20 protein-coding genes and 2 pseudogenes are annotated in these 25,546 nt (G+C 59.1%); 16 read left to right on the top strand and 6 right to left on the bottom strand.

Features of this window, described 5'->3' with window-relative positions; genetic code table 11:
• Window positions 1–408: 408 nt before the first annotated feature.
• The 6 genes from OUZ30_RS01355 to OUZ30_RS01380 all read left to right on the top strand — a co-directional run bounded on the left by OUZ30_RS01355 (window position 409) and on the right by OUZ30_RS01380 (window position 8,230).
• Window positions 409–1,437, top strand: coding sequence for an AraC family transcriptional regulator (locus OUZ30_RS01355; protein ID WP_266180363.1), 1,029 nt, complete (start codon window positions 409–411; stop codon window positions 1,435–1,437).
• A 338-nt stretch (window positions 1,438–1,775) separates the two neighbouring features.
• On the top strand, window positions 1,776–2,756 hold the full coding sequence (locus OUZ30_RS01360; RefSeq protein WP_266180364.1) for a 3-hydroxyacyl-CoA dehydrogenase NAD-binding domain-containing protein: 981 nt from the start codon (window positions 1,776–1,778) through the stop codon (window positions 2,754–2,756).
• 48 nt (window positions 2,757–2,804) lie between these two features.
• Window positions 2,805–3,695, top strand: coding sequence for a hypothetical protein (locus OUZ30_RS01365; protein ID WP_266180365.1), 891 nt, complete (start codon window positions 2,805–2,807; stop codon window positions 3,693–3,695).
• Window positions 3,696–3,733: 38 nt separating this feature from the next.
• Window positions 3,734–5,260 (top strand): CoA transferase, encoded by a 1,527-nt coding sequence (locus OUZ30_RS01370; RefSeq protein WP_266180366.1) that lies wholly within the window; start codon window positions 3,734–3,736, stop codon window positions 5,258–5,260.
• 2 nt (window positions 5,261–5,262) lie between these two features.
• Window positions 5,263–6,561, top strand: a complete 1,299-nt coding sequence (locus OUZ30_RS01375) for an NAD(P)/FAD-dependent oxidoreductase (protein WP_266180367.1) — start codon at window positions 5,263–5,265, stop codon at window positions 6,559–6,561.
• A gap of 652 nt (window positions 6,562–7,213) precedes the next feature.
• Window positions 7,214–8,230 (top strand): alpha/beta hydrolase, encoded by a 1,017-nt coding sequence (locus OUZ30_RS01380; protein WP_266180368.1) that lies wholly within the window; start codon window positions 7,214–7,216, stop codon window positions 8,228–8,230.
• Between the two features lie 734 nt (window positions 8,231–8,964).
• On the opposite strand, the gene OUZ30_RS01385 is transcribed toward OUZ30_RS01380, so the two are convergent.
• A complete protein-coding gene (locus OUZ30_RS01385; protein WP_266180369.1) occupies window positions 8,965–9,609 on the bottom strand; it encodes a TetR family transcriptional regulator in 645 nt (214 codons plus the stop codon).
• Between the two features lie 91 nt (window positions 9,610–9,700).
• Between OUZ30_RS01385 and OUZ30_RS01390 the strand changes: the two genes are divergently transcribed.
• From OUZ30_RS01390 to OUZ30_RS01400, 3 genes are all read left to right on the top strand, one after another.
• Entirely contained in the window at window positions 9,701–10,792 is a 1,092-nt protein-coding gene (locus OUZ30_RS01390) for a ferredoxin reductase (protein WP_266180370.1), read from the top strand.
• A gap of 5 nt (window positions 10,793–10,797) precedes the next feature.
• The gene (locus OUZ30_RS01395; RefSeq protein ID WP_266180371.1) at window positions 10,798–11,925 is read left to right on the top strand and encodes a fatty acid desaturase family protein; all 1,128 of its coding nucleotides are present in this window, start codon (window positions 10,798–10,800) and stop codon (window positions 11,923–11,925) included.
• Between the two features lie 210 nt (window positions 11,926–12,135).
• The gene (locus OUZ30_RS01400; RefSeq protein ID WP_266180372.1) at window positions 12,136–12,792 is read left to right on the top strand and encodes a uracil-DNA glycosylase; all 657 of its coding nucleotides are present in this window, start codon (window positions 12,136–12,138) and stop codon (window positions 12,790–12,792) included.
• 164 nt (window positions 12,793–12,956) lie between these two features.
• Here the strand turns inward: OUZ30_RS01400 and OUZ30_RS01405 are convergent, their stop codons facing one another.
• Window positions 12,957–14,246, bottom strand: a complete 1,290-nt coding sequence (locus OUZ30_RS01405) for a family 8 glycosyl hydrolase (protein ID WP_266180373.1) — start codon at window positions 14,244–14,246, stop codon at window positions 12,957–12,959.
• Between the two features lie 47 nt (window positions 14,247–14,293).
• Window positions 14,294–14,516 (bottom strand): annotated as a pseudogene (locus OUZ30_RS01410) (IS3 family transposase); the annotation flags it as partial.
• Window positions 14,517–14,962: 446 nt separating this feature from the next.
• On the opposite strand from OUZ30_RS01410, the gene OUZ30_RS01415 reads away from it, so the two are divergent.
• From OUZ30_RS01415 to OUZ30_RS01425, 3 genes are read left to right on the top strand one after another with little or no spacing between them, the layout of a single operon-like run.
• On the top strand, window positions 14,963–15,688 hold the full coding sequence (locus OUZ30_RS01415; RefSeq protein WP_266180374.1) for an SDR family NAD(P)-dependent oxidoreductase: 726 nt from the start codon (window positions 14,963–14,965) through the stop codon (window positions 15,686–15,688).
• Window positions 15,688–16,182, top strand: a complete 495-nt coding sequence (locus OUZ30_RS01420; RefSeq protein WP_266180376.1) for a nuclear transport factor 2 family protein — start codon at window positions 15,688–15,690, stop codon at window positions 16,180–16,182. Before OUZ30_RS01415 ends, OUZ30_RS01420 begins: the two co-directional genes overlap by 1 nt.
• A 21-nt stretch (window positions 16,183–16,203) precedes the next feature.
• The gene (locus tag OUZ30_RS01425) at window positions 16,204–17,253 is read left to right on the top strand and encodes a LysR family transcriptional regulator (protein ID WP_266180377.1); all 1,050 of its coding nucleotides are present in this window, start codon (window positions 16,204–16,206) and stop codon (window positions 17,251–17,253) included.
• A gap of 367 nt (window positions 17,254–17,620) precedes the next feature.
• Here the strand turns inward: OUZ30_RS01425 and OUZ30_RS01430 are convergent, their stop codons facing one another.
• Window positions 17,621–18,151 (bottom strand): dihydrofolate reductase family protein, encoded by a 531-nt coding sequence (locus OUZ30_RS01430; protein ID WP_266180378.1) that lies wholly within the window; start codon window positions 18,149–18,151, stop codon window positions 17,621–17,623.
• 198 nt (window positions 18,152–18,349) lie between these two features.
• Between OUZ30_RS01430 and OUZ30_RS01435 the strand changes: the two genes are divergently transcribed.
• The 3 genes from OUZ30_RS01435 to OUZ30_RS01445 all read left to right on the top strand — a co-directional run bounded on the left by OUZ30_RS01435 (window position 18,350) and on the right by OUZ30_RS01445 (window position 21,747).
• Entirely contained in the window at window positions 18,350–18,715 is a 366-nt protein-coding gene (locus tag OUZ30_RS01435) for an antibiotic biosynthesis monooxygenase family protein (protein WP_266180379.1), read from the top strand.
• Window positions 18,716–18,932: 217 nt separating this feature from the next.
• Window positions 18,933–20,360, top strand: a complete 1,428-nt coding sequence (locus OUZ30_RS01440) for an amidohydrolase family protein (RefSeq protein ID WP_266180380.1) — start codon at window positions 18,933–18,935, stop codon at window positions 20,358–20,360.
• Between the two features lie 316 nt (window positions 20,361–20,676).
• Complete coding sequence (locus tag OUZ30_RS01445; protein ID WP_266180381.1) at window positions 20,677–21,747, top strand: serine hydrolase domain-containing protein; 1,071 nt, start codon at window positions 20,677–20,679, stop codon at window positions 21,745–21,747.
• Window positions 21,748–21,794: 47 nt separating this feature from the next.
• Here the strand turns inward: OUZ30_RS01445 and OUZ30_RS01450 are convergent.
• Both OUZ30_RS01450 and OUZ30_RS01455 read right to left on the bottom strand, forming a co-directional pair.
• A pseudogene (locus OUZ30_RS01450) lies at window positions 21,795–21,968 on the bottom strand (glutathione S-transferase family protein); the annotation flags it as partial.
• Window positions 21,969–22,078: 110 nt separating this feature from the next.
• Window positions 22,079–23,500: a metallophosphoesterase family protein gene (locus tag OUZ30_RS01455; protein WP_266180382.1), complete on the bottom strand. Its 1,422-nt coding sequence runs from the start codon at window positions 23,498–23,500 to the stop codon at window positions 22,079–22,081.
• Between the two features lie 492 nt (window positions 23,501–23,992).
• On the opposite strand from OUZ30_RS01455, the gene OUZ30_RS01460 reads away from it, so the two are divergent.
• Window positions 23,993–25,198, top strand: coding sequence for an FG-GAP repeat domain-containing protein (locus OUZ30_RS01460; protein ID WP_266180383.1), 1,206 nt, complete (start codon window positions 23,993–23,995; stop codon window positions 25,196–25,198).
• The last annotated feature ends 348 nt before the right edge of the window (window positions 25,199–25,546 follow it).

The following is a 25,546-nucleotide window of genomic DNA, read 5'->3' on the forward strand; positions in this document are numbered from 1 at the left end:
ACGCGGGGGTGATCCGAGCCAGGGCCGGTAGCGAAGGTGAATTGTTTCGAGCATCCAGGCCGCCTCTGGCTCGGGGTGGTTACGTGAAGCTCTCAGCCAAGATGCAAACGGCAGCCAGTAACGACTCAAATGGGAGCTCGTTGTCGGCACCAAGGAAGTAGACGCGGCACCTGGCAAGCATTGAGTGAACCTCATGGTGGTCGTCCAAACTATGGGCGCGTTGGGAGCCACCGAGTAGGTCGCGACAGCACCTACGGATGAATTGCCTTCCTGAGCTTTCCTGGCCAGGTAGAAGCCGAGCGCTGCTGAATAGGTGATGTTTGCAGGTCCACTTGCGAGGACTATTCTAATATCCGTCACGAGGTGGCCTGGCCAAGTCGCTCTGGCTTTGAAAGAGGCACTGCCCGCATGTTGCGCATTGACCCTTGGCTCGACGGCGAAGTTTATCCGGCGTACAAGATCGCCGCGTTGGTCTTCGCGTTGTCGAACGAGGGGGTAGACCCGACGGCTGCCTTAGAGGGAACGGGCCTTACCCCCGAGCAACTTCAATCCTCTGAGACGCGGGTTTCAAATCGTCAGACGAGACAGACGCTTCTGAACGCTCTTCAATTATCTTCGACCACAACATGCGGTCTTCGGGCAGGAGAACGCATGCGGGTCACGTCCTATGGTATGTACGGCTACGCACTGATCAGTAGCAGGTCGCATCAAGAGGCGTTGCAGTGTGCCCTGAAATACCACCGAGTCATGGGTCCGGTGGCGGAGATGACGTATGCCCAGGAAGGTGATCAAGCTATTTTCATCTATACGCCCCTGTTCACGCACGATCCGTCCGATGACTTGTATCGACTGTCGATAGAGTTCCAGTTCTCAAGCCTCCAGACCCTGAACCGCGATTTGCACGGGCCGAGCTTCAAATTCTCAGACGTTCGCCTGAAGTTTTCGGCGCCGAAAAATGCGCACGAGTACAAGACGTTTTTTGATTGTGACGTCCTGTTCGATCAACCGCAGAACGAGCTGCGCTTCGATCTGCGTTGCATGGAAGATCTCATGCAATATGCAGATCCGATCACGAAGGCCATGGCTATGGAAACGTGTGAGAAGGGCTTAGCCGTCGCCGAAAAATCGGGCGGTATTGCCGGTGAGGTCTACCGGATACTGCTCAAGCATCCCGGGAGATTTCCGAACATAGAAGCGGTAGCTGAGGCGATGAAGACCAACGCGCGGATCTTGCGTCGGCAACTGAGCGATGAAAATTCATGCTTTCGAAATATCTTGACGGACGCGCGAATGCACTTGGCGGTTGAATACCTCAAGAACACGGAAATGACCAACGAGGAAATCGCCACCAGACTTGGCTACAGCGAAGCGGCCAATTTTCGACACGCACTTATCCGCTGGGGTCAACACAGCCCTTCTCACTACCGCAAACAATAATTCCCTCATTCGGATCCGCGCCTGGCTAGCGACCATCCCCGCCTCGGTCCCAGGCTGTCGCCACAAAGACTTGGTCAAAACTAACCCCCATCCCGCACAAATCTAACCTCGTGCGGCAGTGGCCTGACCGATAGCCTTTTCTCCACCGAAGACGAAGGCCGGCATTTCTGTAGCGAGCCGGCAAACGTCGAATTGTGCGGTCGCGATATTTCGATTCAACACAGCGGTGCCTATGGCGCCAGGGCACGCTTTTGCCCGCCGTCGTGAGGCAACAACATCATCGAGCGCGAAGCCAATCAGGATCGGGCTCAAATTTGACTTGTACAGCGAGGATTACCATGTCAAACGATCAAAAGACGTCTTTAAATGTCTCCGGACGGAAGGTGACTGTTGTCGGGGGCGGAGTAATCGGCGCTTCGTGGGCGGCGATCTTCGTGGCGAACGGCATGCGGGTGACCGTCAATGATCCCGATCCTGACGTTGCGAAGAAGGTCTTCTCGTATTGCGAGGAAGCGAAGCCGTCTATTCGCGCGCTTGGTTACGCCGATTTCAATATCAATGACATCTCTTTTGAGAGCGACTTGGCAAAGGCGTTGGAAGGTGCTGACTACGTCCAGGAGAATGGTCCCGAGCGGTTGGACTTCAAGAGTGATCTCTGGAAGAGGATTGAAAGTGAAGCGCCCGAGAACGCTCTTCTTCTCTCATCTAGCTCAGGGATAGAAGCAACGAAGCAGTCTGTGGGGATGAAGCAGCCCGGCCGATTGCTCATTGGCCATCCCTTCAATCCTCCTCATCTGATGCCCTTGGTGGAGGTCGTGCCTGGCGAGAAAACGCCCCGTGAGCTAACGGCAGGGGCCATCGAATTCTACGAAGCGATCGGGAAAGTTGCGCTTGAGATCAAGGTGGAGGTCCCGGGTTTCGTGGCCAACAGGCTGCAGAGCGCCATCTTCAGGGAGTGCGTCTACCTCGTGAAGGAGGGCGTCGTTTCGGTCAGTGATCTCGACAAAGTGGTGACGAGCTCACTGGGCATTCGTTGGGCGACCGGAGGACCCTTCCTCTCGTTTCATCTCGGAGGCGGCGCCGGTGGGTTCGCGCATTTCATTGACCACCTTGCTCCGGGTATGGCCTCACGTTGGAAAGGCCAGATGGCGACGGATGTTCAATTTGATGAGGACACGAACAAGCTGCTCCTCACTCAGATTCGTGAGGCCTACGGCAATTCATCTATCCCGCTTCTCAACGCAGAGCGGGATGTCAAGGAAGTTGCCGTCATAAAGGGGTTGCAGGGCGGCATCGATAGGTTGGACGGAGCCGTATGAAAACTTCCCACGTCGAAGCCACGATCCTACGACTGAAGGACAACCCCGATGCAAGCTGAGCAGACCACCGGCTTCAAACGAATCGCTGCTTTGCGCATCGATCAGCCGTCGATATTTTCGATCAACCATGCGGGCGGCGACTTCCAGGTGATTGTCGATGACCTGGACGGCGTGCCTGACGGCATTCAAGTCGACAAACGCAGCAACGTCGTCTACTGGACAAACATGGGTCGAGATTTCAACGCCGACGATGGTAGCGTTGAAGCGATGGTCCTCGATGGAACCAAGCGAACGCTGCTTGCAGGCCGTGGAGCATTGACGACGCCAAAGCAAATCGTCCTGGATGACGAGCGCAACTTGCTCTACTGGTGCGATCGCGAAGGATCCGCCGTATTTCGCAGCAAGACCGATGGCAGCGAACTGACCCGGTTGGTTGATCGATCGAGTGCGGTCGGAGGGAAAGGGGCCATGCTCAACCAGTGCGTCGGCATTGCGTTGGATAAGTCCAATGACCGTCTTCTTTGGACGCAGAAGGGGCCACCCAAGGGCGGGCAAGGACGGATCTTCTGCGCGGGTCTGGAGGTTCCCGCCGGTGAAACGGCCTCTAACCGATCGGACATCAAGGTGCTTCTCGAGCATCTTCCTGAGCCGATCGATCTGGAGATCGACGCCGAAAACTCGCTGCTCTATTGGACGGATCGCGGCGCGCCGCCTTACGGCAACAGCCTAAATCGAGCCACGCTCAGCCCTCATGGGCTCATCGAGCCACAAGTCATTTGCACTGGCTTCGCCGAAGCCATTGGTCTGGCGGTCGACGCGACAGCGCACGTTGCGTACGTGGCGGACCTCGCCGGTCAGATCTGGTGCGTTGACCTTGGAACGGGAAGGTCCGAGGTGATGTTCAAGCGCGGAAGGATTACCGGCATTGCTCTCTATTGAGCGACTTCTACCACTTACTTTTTTTCAGGTGAAATACGATGAAAGCTGAAATGAATCTCGAAGGGCGGATTCGCCAAAATTTGAAGAATCGCGTTGCCAGCGATTCTGCGGATTCTTTTGATATCCGGGCGGAAACCGAGGCCGTATTGAACGACGTCGGTGCTTCCTTGGCAGAATTTGGAGGCGACATATCATTCTATGGCCAGGACCCGATCATCCCTAGCGTTCTTCGTTATGGCGCGTTCTCCGCGATCGGCTTGGCAGCCAAAGCCGCACAAGTAGCTTCGATATGGAAAATGAAGACGGGCCAGTCACAAGACATCCGAGTGGACGTCCGAAAGGCCCTGCGTCGTTTTGCGACCTTCTACGAAGGCTATCTGGAGACGGTTAACGGATTCCCGGGAAAAACGGACTCAGAGGGTGATTCGGGGGTACGTCGAAACTACTACAAGTGCAAGGACGGCCGCTGGATCTACTTGACATGCAACTACCCCGCGTTGCGCACCAAGGCCCTACAGCTGTTGCAGTCGGCTCCCGGTGAGAAATTCGTGGCTGAAGCCATTGCAACATGGGATTCGTTCACTCTGGAGCAAGCTGCTGAGGAGGCGGGGGTACCCATGCATGTCCTGCGCTCGCCGGAGGAGTTCCTTTCACTGGACCTGTTCCAAGAAACAATCAAAAACATGCCACTCATCTCGGTCGAGAAGTTGGCGGACAGCGATCCCATGCCGTTTCAGTCGCACGGTGACGTGCTTGGAGGTATTCGCGCGCTGGGCCTCGGACACGTTATTGCGGGAGCTGGCGTGGGGCGAGCATTGGCCCTACATGGTGCGGACGTACTCAACATCTGGCGTCCGAATGACTACGAGCACTCGGTATTTCACTACACGTCTAATGTTGGCATGCGCTCGGCCATGCTCGACATGACTGTGAAGCCAGGGGACAGGGCCAAGTTCGACGACTTGCTGGCAGGTTCCGACGTCTTCTTTTCCAATCGACGCAACGGCTTCCTGCAGCGGCATGGGTTGACGGCTGAAGAGCTTTGCAAGAACCATCCTGGTCTCATTTGTGCGTCTATCTATTTCAATGGCGAGCAGGGCGTTTGGTCCAATCGCGTTGGCTTCGATGTCTCCACAGGCGCGTTTGCAGGCCCGTACTGGCTGGAGAGCGAAAACGGGAGTCGTGGTCCTATCGATCAACCGCGCATGACACCGCAGATCGGCATCATCAGCGACTACGTGGCTGCGTGGCTTGGAACCGTTGGGATTCTGCAGGCGCTCAAACGTCGCGCCGTCGAAGGCGGCAGCTACAAGGTCAGCGTTTCATTGACGCGCACCGTTTCTTGGTTGATGTCGCTGGGCATCTTCGATCAGGAATATGCACGATCGACGGCCAACTCGAACGATGAGCACGCCTATATCGACCCAGATCCCATCCTGGCCGAGACTCCGATGGGCTTGTACAGGGGCGTGGCCGAGCAGGTAGAGATGACCCGCACCCCGGGGCACTACAAACACCTGCTGTTGCCACTGCGCTCCAGTAAGCCGGAATGGGAGGAGGTCTAGTCATGGCCTCTAAGGCTGGAACGATTACGCCCTTGAAGATGGCACGGAAGCCAAGGGTGATCATCATCGGCGGCGGGTTTGGTGGGATAGCCGCGGCGCGGGCCCTTCGGAATGCCGATGCGGAGATCCTTCTCATCGATCGACGCAATCACCACATCTTCCAGCCACTGCTCTATCAGGTGGCGACTTCGGTTCTCTCTTCCGCCGAAGTCGCTGCGCCCATCCGAGAGTTGGAGGTACGCCAGAAAAACCTGAGTGTCCTTCTTGCGGAAGTCACCGGCGCTAATCTCACTGAGCGCACCATTGATGCGGTGGCCCCGGCAGGTGAGGCGCGCAGAATAGGATTCGATCATCTCATCGTGGCCACGGGATCTATCCCGAGCTATTTCGGACATGACGAGCTTGTAAGTCATGCACCATCGTTGAAGAATTTGAACCATGCGGAGAGGATTCGAACCAAGATACTAGTGGCGTTCGAACGAGCCGCCGCGACCAGTGATGAAGGCGAACGCGAACGGTGCATGACGTTCGTCCTGGTTGGCGCTGGGGCGACCGGTGTGGAGCTTGCAGCGTCATTGGCAGATCTGGCGAAGTCGACGTTGCGACGCAACTTTCGCTACATCAATCCAGCGGATGCTCGCATTGTCTTGCTGGACGGCGCGGATCGAATTCTGCCGAGCTTTTCCATGCAGGCTTCCGACGCAGTGGCCATTCGCCTTAAAAAGCTTGGTGTGGAGGTCGTGACGGGAGTCAAGGTCGAAACCGTTGATGAGAACGGTGTGGTAGCTGGCGGTAACCATATCTCAAGCGCCACGGTTCTCTGGACAGCGGGCGTCGTGGCATCACCGATTCCACGTATGCTTGGCATACCAACGGACCACGCTGGTCGGGCCCTCGTAGACCCATTTATGAGGGTCGCGCCGCATGTTTTTGTGATCGGCGATGCGGCGTCAATTACGCAAGGCCAGCATCCGGTCCCCGGTGTTGCGCAGGCCGCGATCCAGCAGGGGAGGTATGTTGGTCGACTGATCGCGAAAGAGCTAATCGGGCGTACGGTAGAAACAACCTTTCGCTACTTCGACCTGGGAAACATGGCGGTTGTCGGCAAGAACTATGCGGTGCTTCAGCGAGGATCGCTGCACGCAAGCGGCATTCTTACCTGGCTCCTTTGGGCATTCGTTCACATACTGACACTGCCACGGCTGCAAAACCGATTTCGGGTACAGAACCAATGGCTCTGGTCATATCTAACCAGGCAGCGAAGTTCGCGACTGATTCGAGAGGAACCTGGTCCGACCTAGCGCAGCTGCCGTTTCGGCATACTAACAACCCCCATCCCGCACAAATCCAACCTCGTGCAGCAGTGGCCTGACCGATAGCCTTTTCTCCACCGAAGACGAAGGCCGGCATTTCTGTAGCGAGCCGGCAAACGTCGAATTGTGCGGTCGCGATATTTCGATTCAACACAGCGGTGCCTATGGCGCCAGGGCACGCCTTTGCCCGTCGTCGTGAGGCAACAACAGTCATCGAGCTCGAAGGCAATCAGGACCGGGCTCAAATGTGACTTGTACAGCGTGGTTTACCGAGGAAATCATGACAAAGCTCAAGTACAACGCCATGGCAGCGGAAGAGATGCAGCTTTTTGCCGAGCAAGCTCGCGATCGCGGAGCGTCACTTTCCAATGCAGATAGGAGATCGCGCACTCAGCCGCGCCATGTTGCTCGCATTACGAGATGACAACCTACGCCTCGCAGGGCTCGTGCAGTCAAGTCGCGACGTACGTAGTGACATGACGATAGCTTGCTTTCTCGGTGGCTGGATCGACGAGGCGGGCCGTCGCACTTGGCTTCTGTCAAAGGCCAGTCGATTCGCACGGAACCCGTCTACCAGCATTCAGCAAGAACAGACTTTTTTTCGCAGGCAAACATTGTCCATTACTAGGAGTCGACTTTTATGAAACACATTAAGGTACCTTTGGTGGTTGCTGCTCTGACATGCTCATTCGTCGGAGTGGCGTCGGCGGCCACTCCGCTTGAGCCGGCAACGCAGAAGTTTATCGATGGCCTTGCCGCCGCAGGCGGCCCGCCCATTTACACGCTAACTCCCGACCAGGCCCGCAAGGTCCTTGACGACGCGCAGTCTGGCCCTGTCAATGTGTCGGCGGCGCATATCGAGGATCGTACGATTCCGGTTGGCCCCAAGGGAACAACGCGCATTCGCATCATCCGTCCTGACGACGTTGGAGGGGTGTCTCCAGTGGTGATGTACTACCACGGTGCTGGCTGGGTCATGGGCGACGTGAAGACGCACGATCGCTTGGTGCGCGAGCTCGCGAATGGCACCAAGGCAACGGTTGTCTTCGTCGACTACGATCGCTCACCGGAGGCTCAGTATCCGATCGCGATAGAAGAAGACTATGCAGCGACCAAGTACGTTGCCGAGCACGCCAAGGAACTGAATGTCGATGCTTCGCGCATGGCGATTGCTGGAGATAGCGTTGGCGGCAACATGGTTGCAGTGGTATCGCTCCTGGACAAAGAGCGCAAGGGTCCGGCCATCAAAGCGCAGTTGCTGTTCTATCCGGTCACGGATGCCAGCATGAGTGACGTTTCTTATGCACAGTTTGCCGATGGTCCGTGGCTGACGAAGGCCGGCATGAAGTGGTTCTGGAACGCCTACCTCCCGGATGTATCCAAGCGTATGGACCCGCATGTTTCGCCCCTTAATGCGTCGTTGGAGCAACTTAGTGGCCTGCCGCCAGCGCTGATCATTACGGACGAAAATGACGTCCTCCGTGACGAGGGTGAAGCCTATGCTCGCAAACTATCTGAGGCGGGCGTGCGTGTGACGTCCACGCGTTATAGCGGGACAATTCACGACTTCGTGATGCTGAATGCACTTGCAGATACCCCCGCGGCACGCGCGGCGACCCAGGAGGGCATTGATTTCCTCAAAGAGCATTTGCACTGATGTTTGCATGTCAACGACTCAGCCCTTTCGTCGGGAATGGTGGGTCGCTAGGTCAAGGTGATCTTGGCCCATGGATGGGCCTTCTTTCTGACCCACGTTATTACTGGAAGAGGTACCCCATGAGGCGTTCGAATATTGAACTCCCCGCAAGCTGGCGCCGATCCGATCATGCTCGACCGCATGATCGATGTCGCAATGGCGATTTGGCCTTGCCTCCTCACAAGGGGCATATCTCTAAAAGCCCAAAAAACGCGGAGCTTCTGCAATAACGGGTGCTGGCTTTGGCGAATAGCTCCGACTGACATTCTGGTTGCCCATAACCATGCCCCTGATGAGCCTGCGAACGGCCTTCCTGCGGCGGCGGCCGCGCTGCATTCGGCTGTCCAGCAGGTCATGGGGCAGCCATGCCGGCAGTTACACTTTATTAATATACTCAGCGGTATAGTTATTCCATGTCGTGAGACATCAGTCCCATCGCTTAGCCGGGCCTCCCCTCCCTCCCTAAGCAGCGAAAGAGACGGATGACCGAAGCCCGCAGGCTCCCCTTGCGGGCTTTTTTTATCTGATCTGAGTGCCAGTGCCGACGCTGCAGAAACCATCCGGGAGCGTCACCCCAATCGGGTCCGGTACATTGAACGGACTTAGCTCTTAGGTCTGCTTTCGACTGCGACTTCAGCCGATTGTTGCAACACACTAAAGAATGCATCAGCGCCCTGCCTGCCGGCCGGCGCAGGTCAGCCCAGGCGTGCTCGCAAGTTGCGAGAACCGAGCAGAATCATCATCACCATCTCGGTCATCTGGCGGATCAGGTCTGCGTCATGCTCGGGCGGCTGGTCCAGCGCATGCGTGCCCATCGCGAAGATCAGGCGCGTGATGGCCCTGGCAGCCAGCGCCGGGTCGTGCAGGGGTTGATCGGCGGCTTCGGTCAGGCGCACCAGCTCGACCCGCAGTTCTTCCTCGAAGAAATCGAGCTGGCGATCGACGGCGCGCTTGAAAGCGTCGGACCCGGTTGTTCCTTCCCGCAGCAGCACCTGCAGCAGCCCATCTCCGGAGCGCAGCTGCGACATGAACGCTTGCACGGAGCCGCGCACTACTGCGTTGCCGCTCACCACATTGACGCGCGCCTGGTCGACCACCTTGCGCAAGGCCTCGCCGGACAGCTCGATCAGGGCGACGGCGAGGTCGTCGATGTCGCGGAAATGGCGATAGAAGCTGTTGGGGGCGATATCGGCTTCGCGTGCGACCTCGCGCAGGCCAAGGCTGGACACACTTCGGTGCGGTCCGAGCAGGCGCAAGGCGGCCATCAGCAGGTCGCCCCGGCTGATCTGGTGTTTGCGTCCGGCCTCAGGGGCCTCGACGGGGGCGAAGGATGGGGTCATCGGCACGGAAGAAATGGGCTCGGCAAAGGATAGCAGACACCTGTATATACACTTGTATATACAGGTGTATATTTGATCGTATAATGCCCTGATGGAAACTGCTATTCGCCGACCAAACTGGCTGTCCCGACTCAATGCGGTGTGGGCGCCGCCTGCCGTGCTGGATTTCTGGCTGTCCCGCCTGAACCCGCTGTGGTCCTGGGGCCACGCACGGGCGCGGGTCATTGAACTTCACCCCGAAGCCGACGGCGTCACCACGCTGGTGCTGCGCCCGAATCGCCACTTCCGCGGCTTTCGCCCGGGACAGCACGTCACTGTCGGTGTCGAGATCGACGGCGTGCGCTACACCCGTTCCTACAGCGCGTCGGACATGCCGCGCGCGGATGGACGCATCCGAATCACCGTGAAAACGGTGGAAGGCGGCAAGGTCGGCGCGTTTCTGCAAACCATTCCCGTGGGCAGCGTGTTGTCACTGGGCCAGGCATTTGGCGAACTGTGCGTCCCGGATGAGCCGGCGCCTTGCCTGATGCTGGCTGCCGGCAGCGGCATTACTCCTCTGCTGTCCCTCGTCAACGCGCAGGCGGCGGCGGGCTTCAGGCGACCGGTGCGGCTGGCGTACTGGGCCCGCACACGTGCGCAGCTGGTGCAAGCCGAAGCGCTGCGAGCTTTCGCCTCGCGCCACCCGAACTTCAAAGTGCACTTCATGCTTACCGGCGAGGCCTCGCAGGCCGCTGATGAGCTGGAGGGACGGATCGAGCCGCGCCACCTGACCACGTTGCTGTCCGGCGATGAACAAGCCCACGTGCTCGCGTGCGGTTCCTACGGCTTCGTCGAGCGCGTCCGTGAAGTGCTTGGCGACCGTTGCCTCTCCTTCCGCGCCGAAGCCTTCAGCCCACCGCCGCGCGTTATCGACGCCAGCGACCAGGGTCACGTACGCGTGACCTTGCTCAAGAGTGGACAAACGCTGGACATCCCGCGCAACAAGTCCTTGCTGGAGGCGTTGGAAGAGCAAGGCGTCAAACCGCGACACGGCTGCCGGATGGGCATCTGCAACACATGTGCCTGCGGCAAGTCGAGCGGCGCCACGCGCCATCTGCACGATCGCAGCGTGCAGCACGAACCCACCCAAGCCTTGCGCCTGTGCATACAGGCGGCGCAAAGCGATCTTTCCCTGGAACTTTGAAAGCCATGTCCAAGATCTACAGCCGTGCCCTGAGTCCGGACGAACTGGATCGCTTCGGCGAGGAACTGGATGCACTGCGCGCTCGCACGCTGGCGACGCTTGGCCAGGGCGATGCCGACTATATCCGCAGGATCATGGCCGGCGTGCGCTGGCTGGGACTGGGCGGACGCGTGATGCTCATGGTGGGTGCCATTCTGGGCGGCACCGTGATGCCACTGCTGCTGTGGCCGCTGTGCATCCTGGGAACGGTCCTGCTCGGGCTGTCCAAGATCCTAGAGAACATGGAGGTTGGCCACAACGTGATGCATGGCCAGTACGACTGGATGGGCGACCCGGCATTGCAGGGCCGCAGCTACGAATGGGACATCGTCGGCACCAGCGACAGCTGGCGCAAGACGCACAACTACAGTCACCACACCTGGACCAACGTGCGCGGGATGGATGACGACATTGGCTACGGCCTGTTGCGCATCTTTCCCGAGCAGCGCTGGAAGCCGTTCTACCTGATGCAGCCCGTGGTGGCAGTGGTGTTCGCGCTGCTGTTCGAGTGGGGCGTCGCCCTCCAGGACCTGCGCATCGGCCGTTGGTTCGCGGGGAAGATGAAAGGACGCACCCTGTTGAAGATGACCACCCCGGTGGCGAAGAAGGCTGGCAAGCAGGTGCTGAAAGACTATCTGTTGTTCCCGCTGCTGGCGGGGCCGTACTTCCTGCCGGTCCTGCTCGGTAACGTCGTGGCGAACTTGATCCGCAATGTGTGGACTTACATGATCATCTTCTGTGGCCACTTCACCGCCGACTCGGAAGTGTTCCCGAAGGAATGCGTGCGCAACGAAACCCGTGGTCATTGGTATCTGCGCCAGTTGCGAGGGTCGTCCAACCTCACCGGCGGCCGGATCATGAACCTGTGGAGCGGAAACCTGAGCCACCAGATCGAACATCATTTCTATCCGGACATCCCGGCAAACCGCTACGCGGCGATGGCGGTGGAAGTCCGCGAAATCTGCGCGCGCTATGGTCAGCACTACAACACCGGCTCCCTGCCGAAGCAGTTCGGCACGGTGATATGGCGGATCTTGCGCCATGCGTTTCCCAGCAAGCCAGGTCCGGCACGCCCGTTGATTGCCGCGGGTTAGTCGGAGTCGGCTCGGTCGCCCTGCGCGTACCGACACATGACGGCACGAGAGCTAACAGCAACGTAGGCCTCAGGGCCCGCTTTCGACTGCGCCTTCAGTGAGTCAACGCAATACTCCTTTCGCTCGCGCGTCTATAGTGTGTTGCGTCGACCCACTGAAGTCGCAACCCATAGCGGACGTCTAACTCACCGAGTTCTTTGGAGCGGCGGCATGGCGACGCATACGACCCTGAAGATCGAAGTATTCCTTGAGGATCTTTTCTCGGCGCCGACCGCTGACATGCCGCGTGTCTTCGATCCCTGGAATGCTGTCTCCAGTGATGACATTGCTCCCGCCGCGGTGGAAGGGCGTCGCGAACGCCTGAGGCTTCATCTGTCTGCACCCGCACCGAAGCTTCTGCTCATCGGCGAGGCACCGGGCTATCAAGGCACACGCATAACGGGTTGCCCGTTCACCTCCGAAGCCCTGCTGCTGGAGGACGGCGTGCCACGCATAGGCAAGCTTTGCGACCGACTTACGTCGCGGCGGCTTCCTTGGCGCGAGCCGTCGTCCACGATCGTGTGGCGCGCGCTGCGCGACGAAGGCCTGGCGGACCACACTATCCTGTGGGGTGCCTTCCCTTGGCATCCTTACGGCGCATCTCCCTTGTCGAACCGAGCGCCGAATGAAGCCGAGAAGGCCATGGGCGCGCCCTTGCTGCGCAAACTGGTTTCTGTGTTTCCAGATGTCACCGTGGTCGCGGTCGGAAATGTCGCCGCTGATTCGCTCCGAAAGCTCGGCATCGAAGCCGACAAGATCCGCCATCCTTCCAACGGTGGCGCTACTGCATTTCGGGCCGGGCTTGCCTTGGTGGCGAAGCATCTCTAGGTGACAAACAGCACAGAGGTCAGGCTGAGGTTGCCCGAGTTTGACGGGAACCCTCAGCATTCCCAGAGCTCGGTCCGCGTCGCGCTGAGCCGTTGCCTACTCGCTCCAGGCGATGCAGTAGTGGCGATCGCGGATATTTGGCGAGCATATCGGTGCCGGTGGATTCAGGGCGATGCGTGCGGCAGCCAGGCGCGGAAATCGCCGCTGCAATGGAGTAGGGCCATCAGATAAAGCATGCCGTTGTAGTAGCGCTGTGGGCCACTGGGCACCGGACTCGCCCACAGGGTTTGGACGAAGGCCAACCTGCGGGGGTCGGTGGCAATCAGGCTCGCGACTGCGTTGGTGGCGATCAGGCCGGTGACGCGGCCGCCGCCCAGCGGCGTGCCGTCCAGCTTGTACAGGCCCTGATAGGCGTCCATACCTTGCGCATCGAAGAATGTCTGCAGGCGGTTGCTCATCTCGACTTCGCGAGGGTCCTGCGCCCACCAGGACCCATCCACGGACCAGTTCATCGCGCTACGCCAGGCGTCGTAACGGAAATCAGCGGAATCCTTCCGCCATGATGCCGCCCATGGCGTGCCGTCGAAGTTGCCGTAATCGGGAGTCAGCGCGGTCTTTGGGTGCGCGGTGGTGGCTAGGTAGTCGCGGCTGACCTGCGCAGCTTCGTGCCAGAACGCCCGGTCGGCCGGCGGCCCAACCCGCGCCCAGACCTCATAGAAGGCCGGCAAGTGATAGGACGCATCGGTGTGCGCCGCGTTCACCGCGTCAGGCGTAAAGCGCACCATCTTCGTCTTGGGATCGAACAGGCTGAGTGCCGTCATGCGACCGTGGATGGTCTGGCCGGTGATGGCCTCCCGGTGCAGCACGTTGCGGAGCAGGCGGTCGGCCTGGGCGCGGTAGTCGTAGAGGTCCTGGCCGTTACCCCAGCGCGCGGCGGCGAAGTACAGCGCGGTGATCATGTACTCCTCCCCATCGGGCGCGGGCATCGGATCATTGACCACGCCATCCGTACGCACCGACCAGGCGAAATAGCCGTACGCCGGATGCGCCGGATCGCGCTGGTACATGTGGGTCATGGCCCAGTTCCAGAGCGCATCAAACTCGCGTTTGTGGTCCAGTTGTACCGCGATCATCATTCCGTATGAGATGCCCTCCGAGCGCACGTCATCGTTGTTGATGTCGTGGATGTAGGCCAGCGGCCCGGCCGCGTTACTGCCAGCCTCGTAGTAGAGCGCCTGCGTGGCAGGATCGCCGTGGAACAGTTGTTGGAAGGCTGCGTGAATCTTTTCTTCTGCGTCAGCGCGGGGGTGGCCCGCTTCGGCGAACAGGTCCGGGTAATGGCCGCTAGCGACAGCACCGGTCGGCGCGGCCGCCGGCCGCTGACTGCCCTGAGCCAGAGAACCCAACGAAGTAGTCAGTAGCAAGAGACAGAGGATGAAGGCGGACTTGGACATAGGTTTGGGTTCCGGGCGATGGTGAATCGCCCCGGATTTCTCTGAGGCTAAAGAGTCTTGGGTGGGCCGCGCTGGTGCGCGGATTGGCTTTGCTGATGGTAGTAGATCGCTGCAGCCTCCGCAGGTGGCGATGTGTCTCATGGATGAGGGCGGGCGGCGGTGATTGAGCCAGTCCACCCAGGTGAGGGTCGCCAGCTCGACTGCTGCTCGGTTGGGCCAGGTGCCGCGATGCATGGCCTCGGCCTTGTGCAAGCCGTTGATCGCCTCGGCGAGCCTTCGATTCGAGCGATCTTTCGCAACGTGTCGACTGATCGATACCAACGTGCAATAGCTTCCCAGTCACGCGAGTGTTTTTATCTTTCGGTCAAGCGGCAATGCGGGTTGCATTGGCTCCGCTGAGTGAGCGTCTCCACGGCGAGTTAGCAGTCAAAGCGCTTGCGCGGTCTCATGACTCTACCCAAAGCAACATCGCGGTGATGTGCCATCCAGCATGCTAGCCGACGGCCGACCCGTAGAGACTGGCACGCTCGGCGCATGTGCTGCACGGGTGAAATCGCCCAGCGGGATCTCCCTGCAAAAACCGCCCTGTCGTAGAGATCGAGCCAATGACTCTTTCCCATGGTTGGGAAAGAGATTCCACATTCTCTCATCTAATCAACGAATGGCGGTAAGCGCAGAATGCGCCAACTTTCCTTTCCACTTTCGCTGGAGAACCCGTGAAAAACCCACGTACCATCATCATCACTGGCGCCTCGCAAGGCATCGGCGCCGGCCTCGTTTCCCGATTCCTCGACCGCGGCTACAACGTTGTGGCCACCTCACGAAAGGTCAGTGATTCCAAGGAATTGCCTGTTTCTGACCGCCTTGTTCGCGTCGACGGCGATGTTGCTGACCCTGCCACGGCGAATGCCGTTGTCGAGGCAGCAGTCAAAACCTTTGGCTCGGTCGATGCCCTCGTGAACAATGCCGGCATCTTTATTGGCAAGCCGTTCGTCGATTTTCCCATTGAGGACTATCGCAAGCTGCAGTCGATCAATGTGGACGGATTTCTGTTCATGACTCAGCGCGTCGTGCGCCAGATGCTTGCCCAGGGGACGGGTGGAAGCATTGTCAGTATCACCTCGCCGCTCACGCAGAACCCGATAGCCGGAGCGATGTCCACCGTCGCCATGATTACCAAGGGTGGCATCGAGGCCGGCTCGCGTAACCTGGCGATGGAATATGCGACTCAAGGCATTCGCGTGAACATCGTGGCTCCGGGCATCGTGGACACGCCGATGCATACGGATAGCCCGAAGGATGTCATTGCGATGATGTCGCCCATTCAAGGTATTTCGAGCGTCGATGAAATCGCCGACGCCGTGGTCTTTGTCACCGAAGCGCCGCGCGTGACTGGTGAAACGATTCGCGTGGACGGTGGCGGCCATCTGGGGAAATGGTGATGAGCGTCGACATAGTAACGAGTGTCGGCCAATTGATTTCGCTGGAAGCCATCCGAAATCTACGAGTCCTCTACTGCCACCATTTGGACAGTGGCCGGATCGACTCCCTCACCCAGTTGTTTACCGAAGACGCCATTGTCCAGGTGGATCGAGGCCGTTGGAGAGGTCGTGAAGAGATTCACGCCGGCCTTTCGGCAGCCTTCGCCGAGTATGACGTCGAGCAGCGTGGCAGCTACCCCTTCGTTCACCTAGTTTCCAACCAGTGGGTTGAACTACTGGACGAAAACCGCGCCGAGGGTCGCTGCCACTTGCAGTTCTTGCTGACCGAACGAGCCGCCGAGGCAAACCCACTCGTACTCATGGGCATCTATGCCGACGAGTACCGCCGCGTCGATGGTCGTTGGCTGATCAGCCGCACACGCTTGGACGTCATCTGGCCAAGGCCCGACGTCGCTGGTGGTGAACCTGGCAACGGACTAGTGCTGCCGTCCTGATCCCCTCCGCGTCTTTTTACCGTGGAAGAACGAAGCAGCCCCGCGACGCGGGGCTCCTTCGCCTCTTCCTATCGGTCGCTTGTCAAATCTCGGCGCAAAAGTTGCGCGCGCCGCCATCACATCATTAGATGGGATAATGTGAAAAATCATTCCCAGCCACGGGAAAATGCGCGCATGCTCGATCTCAACGACATTGCCGTCTTTGTACGGGTGGCCCGGCTGGGGAGTTTCAGTCGCGCGGCGCAAGCGCTGGCTATGCCGGTGTCCACCGTCAGTCGCCGGATCAGCGTGCTGGAGGGCGAGCTTGGGGTGACGCTGCTGCAGCGGACCACTCGCAAGCTGAGTCTCACGGAGCAGGGTCGCGCTTATCTTGATCAGTGCGGCGAACCGCTTGCGCAGCTATGCGCGGCCGAGAGCGTGCTGACGCAGACACAGAAACAGCCAGAGGGACTGCTTCGGATTTCGGTACCCGTCGTGTTCGGGAAGGCAGACTTCCACGACTTCCTGTCCGACTTCATGAAAGCCTATCCACTCATCAAAGTGGACCTTTTTGTCACCAACGTGTTTCTCGACCTGATTGCCGAGAACATCGATGTGGCGATCCGATTCGGTGAATTGCGCGACTCCACGCTCGTTGCCCAGCGCATCGGCAAGAGTGTTCGTTACCTCGTGGCAACGCCATCGTACCTGGTGGATCGTGCACCCCTGGAAAAGCCCGAGGATCTCGTCGAGCACGAGTGCGTCATATTGCAGGGGCGAAACAATGAGGCTGAATGGCATCTGGTAAAAGGGCGCAGGCACGCCAAGGTGCATGTGCACGGGCCATTTTCAGGCCGCGATTTCGAGAGTGTCAGCGCGTTCGTCTATCGCGGTCATGGCGTGGGTCTGATGTCATCGGTGTATTGCGACGAAAAGGTCGCTAACGGCGATCTGGTGCGCTTATTGCCCGATTGGTCCTCGCCCGAGATCCTTATTCACGCGGTCTATCCCACGCGGCGATATATGCCGTCGCGACTCTATGTATTTCTGGATGCATTGCGGGCTTGGTCAGCGACGTTTTTCCCCGCCTGAAACCGCGGTTACAAGAAATGTCGGTCTACGGTGCGCGCCGTTTTCGATGGCAGGGAGTGCCGGCAAGAGCTCGGAGGCAGACGCTGGCACGTCGATATGCGACAGAGGTGCACCCTTCCTCTGGCCCCTTTTACACGGAAGCGTCCGCTATGGGTTGCGACTGTGTGAAAACACAAAGCGACTTTTTTAGCTGAGCAGATTTTCCTCAGGATGATCCGCGGGGATTCGGTTCCGGGCCACTCGCGCTTTGAGAGTAAGCCAGCATTCGCGTAGGAGGCATAACGTCGTTGATGGGCTCTCGTCTTCACGCAGCCTGGATCCCATCCGAACCTGACGCGTCGGCGTCGTCCGACGGCGCGGCGCGCAATCAAGCAGGAACGTACGTCAGCCTGATCACATCCTCGCCGACTAATTCGCTGGCAACGAAGCGGAGCGGCGGCCGAGGGCCCGCGAAGAATGGCTTGCCGCGACCAAGCACGACGGGGTGGAGGTAGAGTCGATACTCGTCGATGAGACCAAGGTCGGTCAGGCTTTGCGCCAGCTCTGGTCCGGCGACTTCGATCTCCCCAGCGAGCCCGGCTTTCAGCCCCCGTATCGCCGCCTCGATGTCACCTGCGACAAGGGTGGCGTTCGGGCCGACTGACTTCAGCGAGCGCGACACGACCCATTTCGGTTGGCTCAGCCACGCCGCCGCGAAGTCGCGTTCCTCCGCGCCCCACTCAGGAGAATCTTCGTCCCAATAACGCATGATCTCGTACATACGGCGGCCGTACACACTACCCGTCAGGTCGCGCGCTTGCTCTATGAAGTGACGAAAGAGCAGCGGACTAGGGGCAAATGCCTGGTGGTCGACGTAGCCATCCAGGGACTGGTTCATTCCGTAGACAAGCTTTGCCATGGGAGATCTCCACTCCAGAGCCTTGAGGATAGCTCGAGCTGCCGTTTCTCAGGAGTGAAGCCGAACAAAAGCTGCGCGCCGCTTTGTCGGTGTAACCAATAACCATAGGGTGCCAAACAAGGCGAGCCTTCTCAACAAGTGGCATGACATGGCTGCAGTCGAGCGCTTGGAAGTGCGATAGTAGAAGTTCCACTTTTGATGGATTTGGTGATGGATAACGTTGGTCCAGCATTTTGCGCCATCTATCGTTGGCGCCTCCATCCGGGCTCCGAAGAGTCCTTTGTGCAGGCTTGGTCGCGGGTCACCAAGTTGCTCTTGACCGAACGGGGGTCGCTGGGCTCACGCCTGCACCGTGGCCCCGACGATGTTCGGTATAGCTATACGCAGTGGCCATCTGCGGCGGCCAAAGCCGAAGGTCTGGCTCGTCCGTCCGTCGATCCGGAGGCCTGGCAACAACTACGAGCGGCCATTGCCGAGAGCTTGCCGGAGTTGATCCTTGAGCCGGTATCTGACTTCCTTGCTCCACTTCCACAAGATGGCTTCTCAAGTAGCCCGGCGAACTGAGTACTTCTCAGATTAGCCATGTTGCGGGTCGGGTACAGTGCCCGGCATGCTTGAACGTCAGCTGTCGACCCAACGCAGACCTTTTCTCAATCTCAACCAGAGAGGCAGCCATTACCGCGATGAGATTCGGCTCTGACACAAAAGTCACAGTCCATAGCGTTGGAGTCATGGCGAGCTTCCTCGGCCGGATGACCTTTCCTTGACGAATAAATCCTGCATGCGCGCTCCCTATCGCAAATGGATGGCGTCCCTGGTGATGCCAGGCGCGCTTGCGATGCTCCTGGGGGCTACAGCGGCATTGGGAGCGGCTGAACCTGATCACCGGGCCGTTGCCATCACGAATGTGATGATCGTCGACGTCGACGGCGGGCACACCGTCGGTCCGCGAACGGTCCTAGTGGAAGACGGCCGCATTGCTTCCATCGGCGCGCCGGGCGCAGTGCGCATACCTGACTCGGCCCAGCGTGTCGATGGTCGGGGACGCTTCTTGATTCCCGGCCTGACGGACATGCACGTCCATCTGTTCAATCTCTCCTCGCACCGCCCACCCAACGACTGGTCATTTGCCATGTACGTCGCCAACGGGGTCACTGGCGTGAGGGACATGCGCTCCGATGCGGCATCGATCCTCCTGGTGAAGCGCTGGCGCTCGGCCGTGGACAATGGAGAACTCGTTGCGCCGCGCGTGCTTGCTACCGGTATTGCCGTGCACGGCAAATCACCGGGCGATGCAGCCGCTGGCGTGGACGCCGCCGCCGCTGCCGGTGCCGACTTCATCAAGGTGTTCTCTGACGTCCCTTCCACGCACTGGCGCGCCATCCTGGCCGAGGCAAGATCTCGATCGCTGCCAGTGGTTGGGCATGTGCCCGCGAGTGTGACGCTGTTGGACGCCGCGAACTCGGGGCAACTTACCAGCGAGCACCTGACACAGGCATACGAGGCCTGCTCATCCGCCGAGGGCAAGATTCTGGAGGAGCGCCAGGGTCTCAGTGACGACGCCTTGATGTCGCGCGCCAGCTCGCAGGAGGCGAAGGTTCTCGATACGTTTGACCAAGCTGTTTGCCGACGCATGGCGAAAGCACTGGCCACTACCGGTCAGGTGCAAGTCCCAACGCTCGTGCTTGCCGACGAAGACTCATTCGCCCAAAGCGCTGACCATGGCGACGATTCCCGCTGGCGACTTCTTCGCCCCGACGAGCAAGTGCGTTGGCAGCGATTCTTGGCGGACTACACGAAGGAAGATGCGACATTGGCAGATCTGCGCTGGCCGATCGCCCACCGCATTGTGTCCATCATGCACCAGGCTGGGGTGCCGATCATGGCAGGCACGGACTCACCCATGCCGGGCGTCTACCCGGGGTTTGCCCTCCATGAGGAATTGCAGTTGCTGGTGGCGTCGGGACTTACGCCGCTTGAGGCACTGCGCGCTGCGACGCTGGAGCCGGCCCGATTCCTCCATATCGAGGACACGAGCGGCTCGGTGGCCGTGGGCAAGCGGGCCGACTTGGTGTTGCTCGATGCTGACCCCACCAAGGACATCCGCAATACCCAGCGTATTCGCGCGGTGATGCTTGCTGGCCGCCTCTTGAAGCGCAGCGACCTTGACGCGTTGCTAAACGATGCTGCCAAGGTGAAGCATCCGTGACGCGAGCCGTAGTGGACGCGCGCGGGATGGCTACCCATTGACCAGGGCTATATAAGGCTTCAAGAGCACGAGGTCGTGCTCTTCCGGCGACTCTGACCAGGTCGGGTCGTCAGGTTGGCTTTCGGCGCAACAGAGACCTGACCCATGCATGCCAGCGCCCGATATCTACTCGTTCCTTGGTTAGGCATCTCACCAGGGCGACTTCTCTACGCCAATGAAAAGCCGTTGGTGGACGGAGCTTCCAGGTGACTTCCTGCCCATGCCACTGCTCGGAGGAACGCGTATAGATGTCCCACCGCATTTTCCGGAACAGCTCATGAAACAGATCGTCTTGATCTTTGCGCTGCTCTTTGCGCCGCTTGCATGGGCCCAGTCAGATGACCTCGGCGACTTCGTGACGAGCTATGCACAAGCGCACAAGTTCAACGGCACGATCCTCGTGCAGAAGCCCGGTCAGCCGGCACTTGCCAAGAATTTCGGCATGGCCAATATCGCGCTCAAGGTGCCAAACACGCGGCAAACAAGATTCAAGATTGCGTCCATCACCAAGCTGTTCACTTCGGTGTTAATCATGCAGCTCTACGAGCAAGGGAAGCTCGATCTCGATCGCCCGTTCAAGGCCTACCTGCCCGACTACACTGGGCCGGCGGCCGATCAGGTGACTATTCACCAGCTGCTCGATCACACCTCCGGCTTACCGAATATCGACAACGTCAAAGACGCTGCCGACGCCATCGAGCACGGTCTTCCCGTGTATCAAGTGCCCTACACAAGCGACCAGCTGTTGAGCAAATTCTGCAGCGGTGCGTTGGTCAATGTCCCGGGCAAAGTATTCGACTACAACAACGCTGATTACATTGTGCTCGGCAAGATCATCGAGCACGTCGTGGGACAACCGTTTGACCAGGTGCTAAAGACGCGAATCTTGCAGCCGTTGCAATTGAAGAACACCGGCATGCTGCATCAGTACGAAATTATCGATGGACTGGCGGACACGTACTTCTATCGTGATGATCTGAAAGCGCTGGCCAATGACTTGCCCGTGTATCCGGAGAACTGGTATTCCGCGGGGGCGATGTATTCCACCAGTGATGACCTGCTTGCGTTTACCAACGCGCTGTTCGGGCTCAAGCTGATCAAGCAAACCACCCTCGACGTCATGTTGAAGCCCGGCCTCGACGATTACGCCTTTGGCGCGTGGTCATACGAGACCAAGGTCAACGGCAAGCCGCACCCGATAATGAAGCGCCCCGGTCGCATCATGGGTGCTCAGACACAACTGCTTCACGTGCGTGACCAGAACATCACGATCGTGATCCTTAGCAACACCGGCACCACCGATCTGGATGAATTCGTGGCGGCCATCGCCAAACGTGCCATCGACTAGCGTACCGTGGACATCTCGCCACGCTTCGAGCCCAGGATGGAGCCCAATCAGCCGGCTAGGGGCATACCGGCGTTCATCGCCCATTGGGCGGCGAAGGCCCGCTTGTATGCGGACCGCGCTTCGCCGCGGGGGACATAGGCAGCCAGGTTCGGAAATTCGTCAAGAATGCCCGATAATTTCAGCCTGAGCAGCACCGACACCATCATCAGGTCGCCCGCGCTTTCACGTTCACACATGAACAAGGCCGGCAAAGAATGGCCGGCCACCCCAAAGCACGGCGCGAAGTTGGGAGACATCCCAAGTCGACTGGAAAATAGTCCTCGGGGAGGAGTTAGCGACGGCTCCCCTTCTTGGGCTTGGCCTGATCCTTTTGCAATGCCCCTACCTGCGCCGCCGCCGCTGGCATCCCGAGATCATTCGCAACGTAGTGCTCCAGAATTCGTGTCGTGAGGTTGACGGTCACAAAGTCATCCGGCGTCTTCGTGTCCTTTCCATCGGTTGCTGGGTGATATTCGATGCGCAATTGCTTGTCGTCGACGATAACCCGCAGATAGCCGTAATTCGTATCGTCGTAACTCTCGAGGACGATCTTGTTGGCGTTGCGAGATGCGTTCTGAATGATTTGTGGGGCACGCAGACCCGAGATGTTGAGCTTCTGGACGTTATGCCCACCGTTACCGCAAACCACGTACGGGATCTGAGAGCCGTCCGCTCGTGTGCGCGTGAAGCGTTGATAGTTGTGTGCATGCCCGGACAAGAAGGCGTGCGGCCAAACGCCAATCTTGTCGCACAAATCGTCCAGCTGCTTTTGAAGTTGAATGCTCCATCCGTGACGAGACACCGTGTACGGCGGGTGGTGATCGAGGAAGAGCAGCGCGCCTTTGTATTTCTCCGCCTTGACTCGCTTGAGGGCTGCCTCGACAAAGGCGAGCTGGCTATTACCGACATTTGCATCGGCAATAACGCCCGGATCCTCCAGCGTATTGCTGTAGAGAGCGATAATCCGGACGAATGGCGCCTCAAAAGTAAAGAACACCCCTGGCTGTATTTGCGCCGTACGCGACAAGCCGCCGGCCTCGGGGGTCACGGCAAAGGCCTCTGCGCAGAAGTTGCGCTGGAACGCTTCGAGCGATTTCGCGTGCGCCAGCGGCGAGACCATGCCGTCGTGATTTCCGGCTACGGCGAGTATCGGCGCCGGGTAGTCGCGATACGGCTCATAGAACTGATCGTAATAGTAGGTGACCTCACCGAAGCTGTAGACAATGTCGCCGAGAAGGAAATTGAATTGCGGTATCTCCTCTCTCCTCGTTTCGTTGAAGTCGCTAACCATCTTGTCCGTGACAGCGCTTTGCTCCTTGGGGCCGCGCGTACTTCCACAATCGCCTGTCGAATGGAAAACGAGTTGTCCGGCCTTGACGATGTCTTGCACGACGGCGTCGTTGCCACCCAGGACGTCGTTCATGGTAAGGCGCGGTTCAACACCTCCGCGTGGCTTCGGAAACGGCAGCGCATGCAGTTTGTGCGCGGCGTTGAGAGCGTCGATGGCCTTGTAGGCTGCGTCATCTGACGTATTGGAGTGGCTGACCCGAAAATAGGTTGGATCCGGCGTCGGTTGCGGTTGGGCAAATACGGGGTAGCCAATAGTTCTGTCCACCGAACGATGCATTGAGGGCGCTGGATCAGCGACTACCGGTGCTTCGGCATGGGCCTGCGGACGCTTAGTCCCGCCGGACTTGCTCTTCTCGCGCTTCATGTGAGCCCCTTTAGCTGACTGTGACTGACGAAAGGCTGTGCTGTCTGCAACCGTCACGAAAATCCCGCAGATGCTGCTCCCGAACGGATAAAGGACAAGTGAAATGGGCGCTCCTATGTCCTGGCCGCGTTCGTGAAGATCGAGAGGGGGAGAGGCCACCCCAACTCACGTGCTGCCGAATCGGGAGCCGAACGTGGGGATTCTGTACTTGAGAGCGTTCGCTCTAGCACAAGGCCGGAATGGCGGATCGATTTTCACGGCGACGACCACGCAAAATGGCGGCCCAGGAACCGCAAGTGCGGATACAGCCGTCTATCTCAGCCGGTTCACAAGTACTGTTCCGCCAGTATTTACTCTCGGCCGGTCGAATGAGAACGCGTACCCGGTTGGCGTCCCGGGCAGGCCGGGGCGTGCGGGTTGACGCACCGGAATTGATTTAAGCTAACGACGGGAAGCATCTGGCCTGGTGGCCAGGTCAATACGGGGGGAATCATGTCCAAGCATCACGGCCGCTTCGGCGGCATCGCTTTGTCGTTCTTGCTTGCCGCGTCTTGGTCACATAGCGCGGCTGCTTCTAACCCACCAGTGGCTCAGATGGCGGCCACCTCCACGAGCATAACGTCACCCGTGGTTTCATTCGGCACCTTGCCAGCCCTTCAGGTATCGACACCGAAGCCGGGAAGTAACTATGTCCCGGGTGACTTCAATGGCGACGGCACGTCGGACCTGCTGTGGTTCAATCCCATCCTCAGTCAAGTTGGCTATTGGACGATGAACGCCACGACCGTGGGCGTACCATTTTCAGGCGGTGGCGTGACTCGCGTCGGAATGGCTTCGTATGCGGTGACTCCCGGTTATTTCATTGGCGCCGTGGGGGACTTCAACAACGATGGTTACGGCGACCTCGTATTCACCAGTGCCAATCACGATCTTTGGCTGTGGACCAATGATCAGCACGGTCATTGGCAGTCCACCGAGATAGGTACGTATCCCAGCCAGTGGCAGTTGGTCGGTGCAGGCGATATCGACGGCGATGGCTATGACGACCTGCTGTGGCTCGACCCCTCGGAGTGCAAGTTCGCCTACTGGACGATGAAGGGCGCGGTCCGAACCGGCTATAGGGTCATCGATATCGCCTGTGGCTACTATCCCATTGGCATCGGGTATTACCAGCCGTCCAATCGCCTTAGCATTCTGTGGTCCAGCGCCGCCAATGATCTCTACATATGGGACAGCAAGCCGGCCGGGTTCGTCTCCTATAACCTCAGCAGCTACGTGGGAAGCATGGCCAATATCTGGGCCTTGGGCGGCGGTTACATGGGCAACGGCATGGGCATCGAGTACTACCAGGCCAATAGCAATTCGCCAGGTGGCCTCGCCACGGGCAGCATTTTTTCTCGCATCTTTGATGCTCGGGGCAACCAGACCGGTTTTCAGGGCGGCATGAACTGGGACGGCGGCGCGTCACCCTTGGGTTCGGGTGGCTACGTCATCCAGGGCAATGGCGTTAATGCCACCGGCCTGTACTCCATCGAACAGGCAAGCAATACGATCACTACGGGCGGCCTGCCTGGGTCCGATATCATTTTTTCGGGTAACGCACCGACCTTGACCAACTATGTCAAGTGGACCTACCCCGTCGGTTGGTGGGTCGTCGGTGCCCCCGCCAATGGAACAGCCAACCCGGCTAACTGGTAACGGCCTGACGGTGGCAACACCGCGCGGGCAACACCGACCGGGGCGCGCTCCGCACCCCGGTCGGTCTATCGCGCCTATCGCGCCTGCAAAAGGTTATGTCGCCGTTCCACCGGGAAGACGGTGCATCGATCAGCGCTCGGCCGATCTTTGCTGTTGGAAGTGATGATCCTGGCGTGATGCGCCACACCGATAGGTGAGCTCTGCTCCGATTCGCTGGTCAGCATGGCGGTGCCGATGCAAGGAGAGCAGGCCGCCTTGTGCGACCTTCTCACTGATACACGCTAATCCGGTGACAAACATCCGGGGCAGGGCAAGGGCGGAGCACCTACCACGGTCCAGTTCAGCGGA

This window comes from Dyella humicola (genome assembly GCF_026283945.1).
Taxonomy (GTDB): Bacteria; Pseudomonadota; Gammaproteobacteria; order Xanthomonadales; family Rhodanobacteraceae; genus Dyella; species Dyella humicola.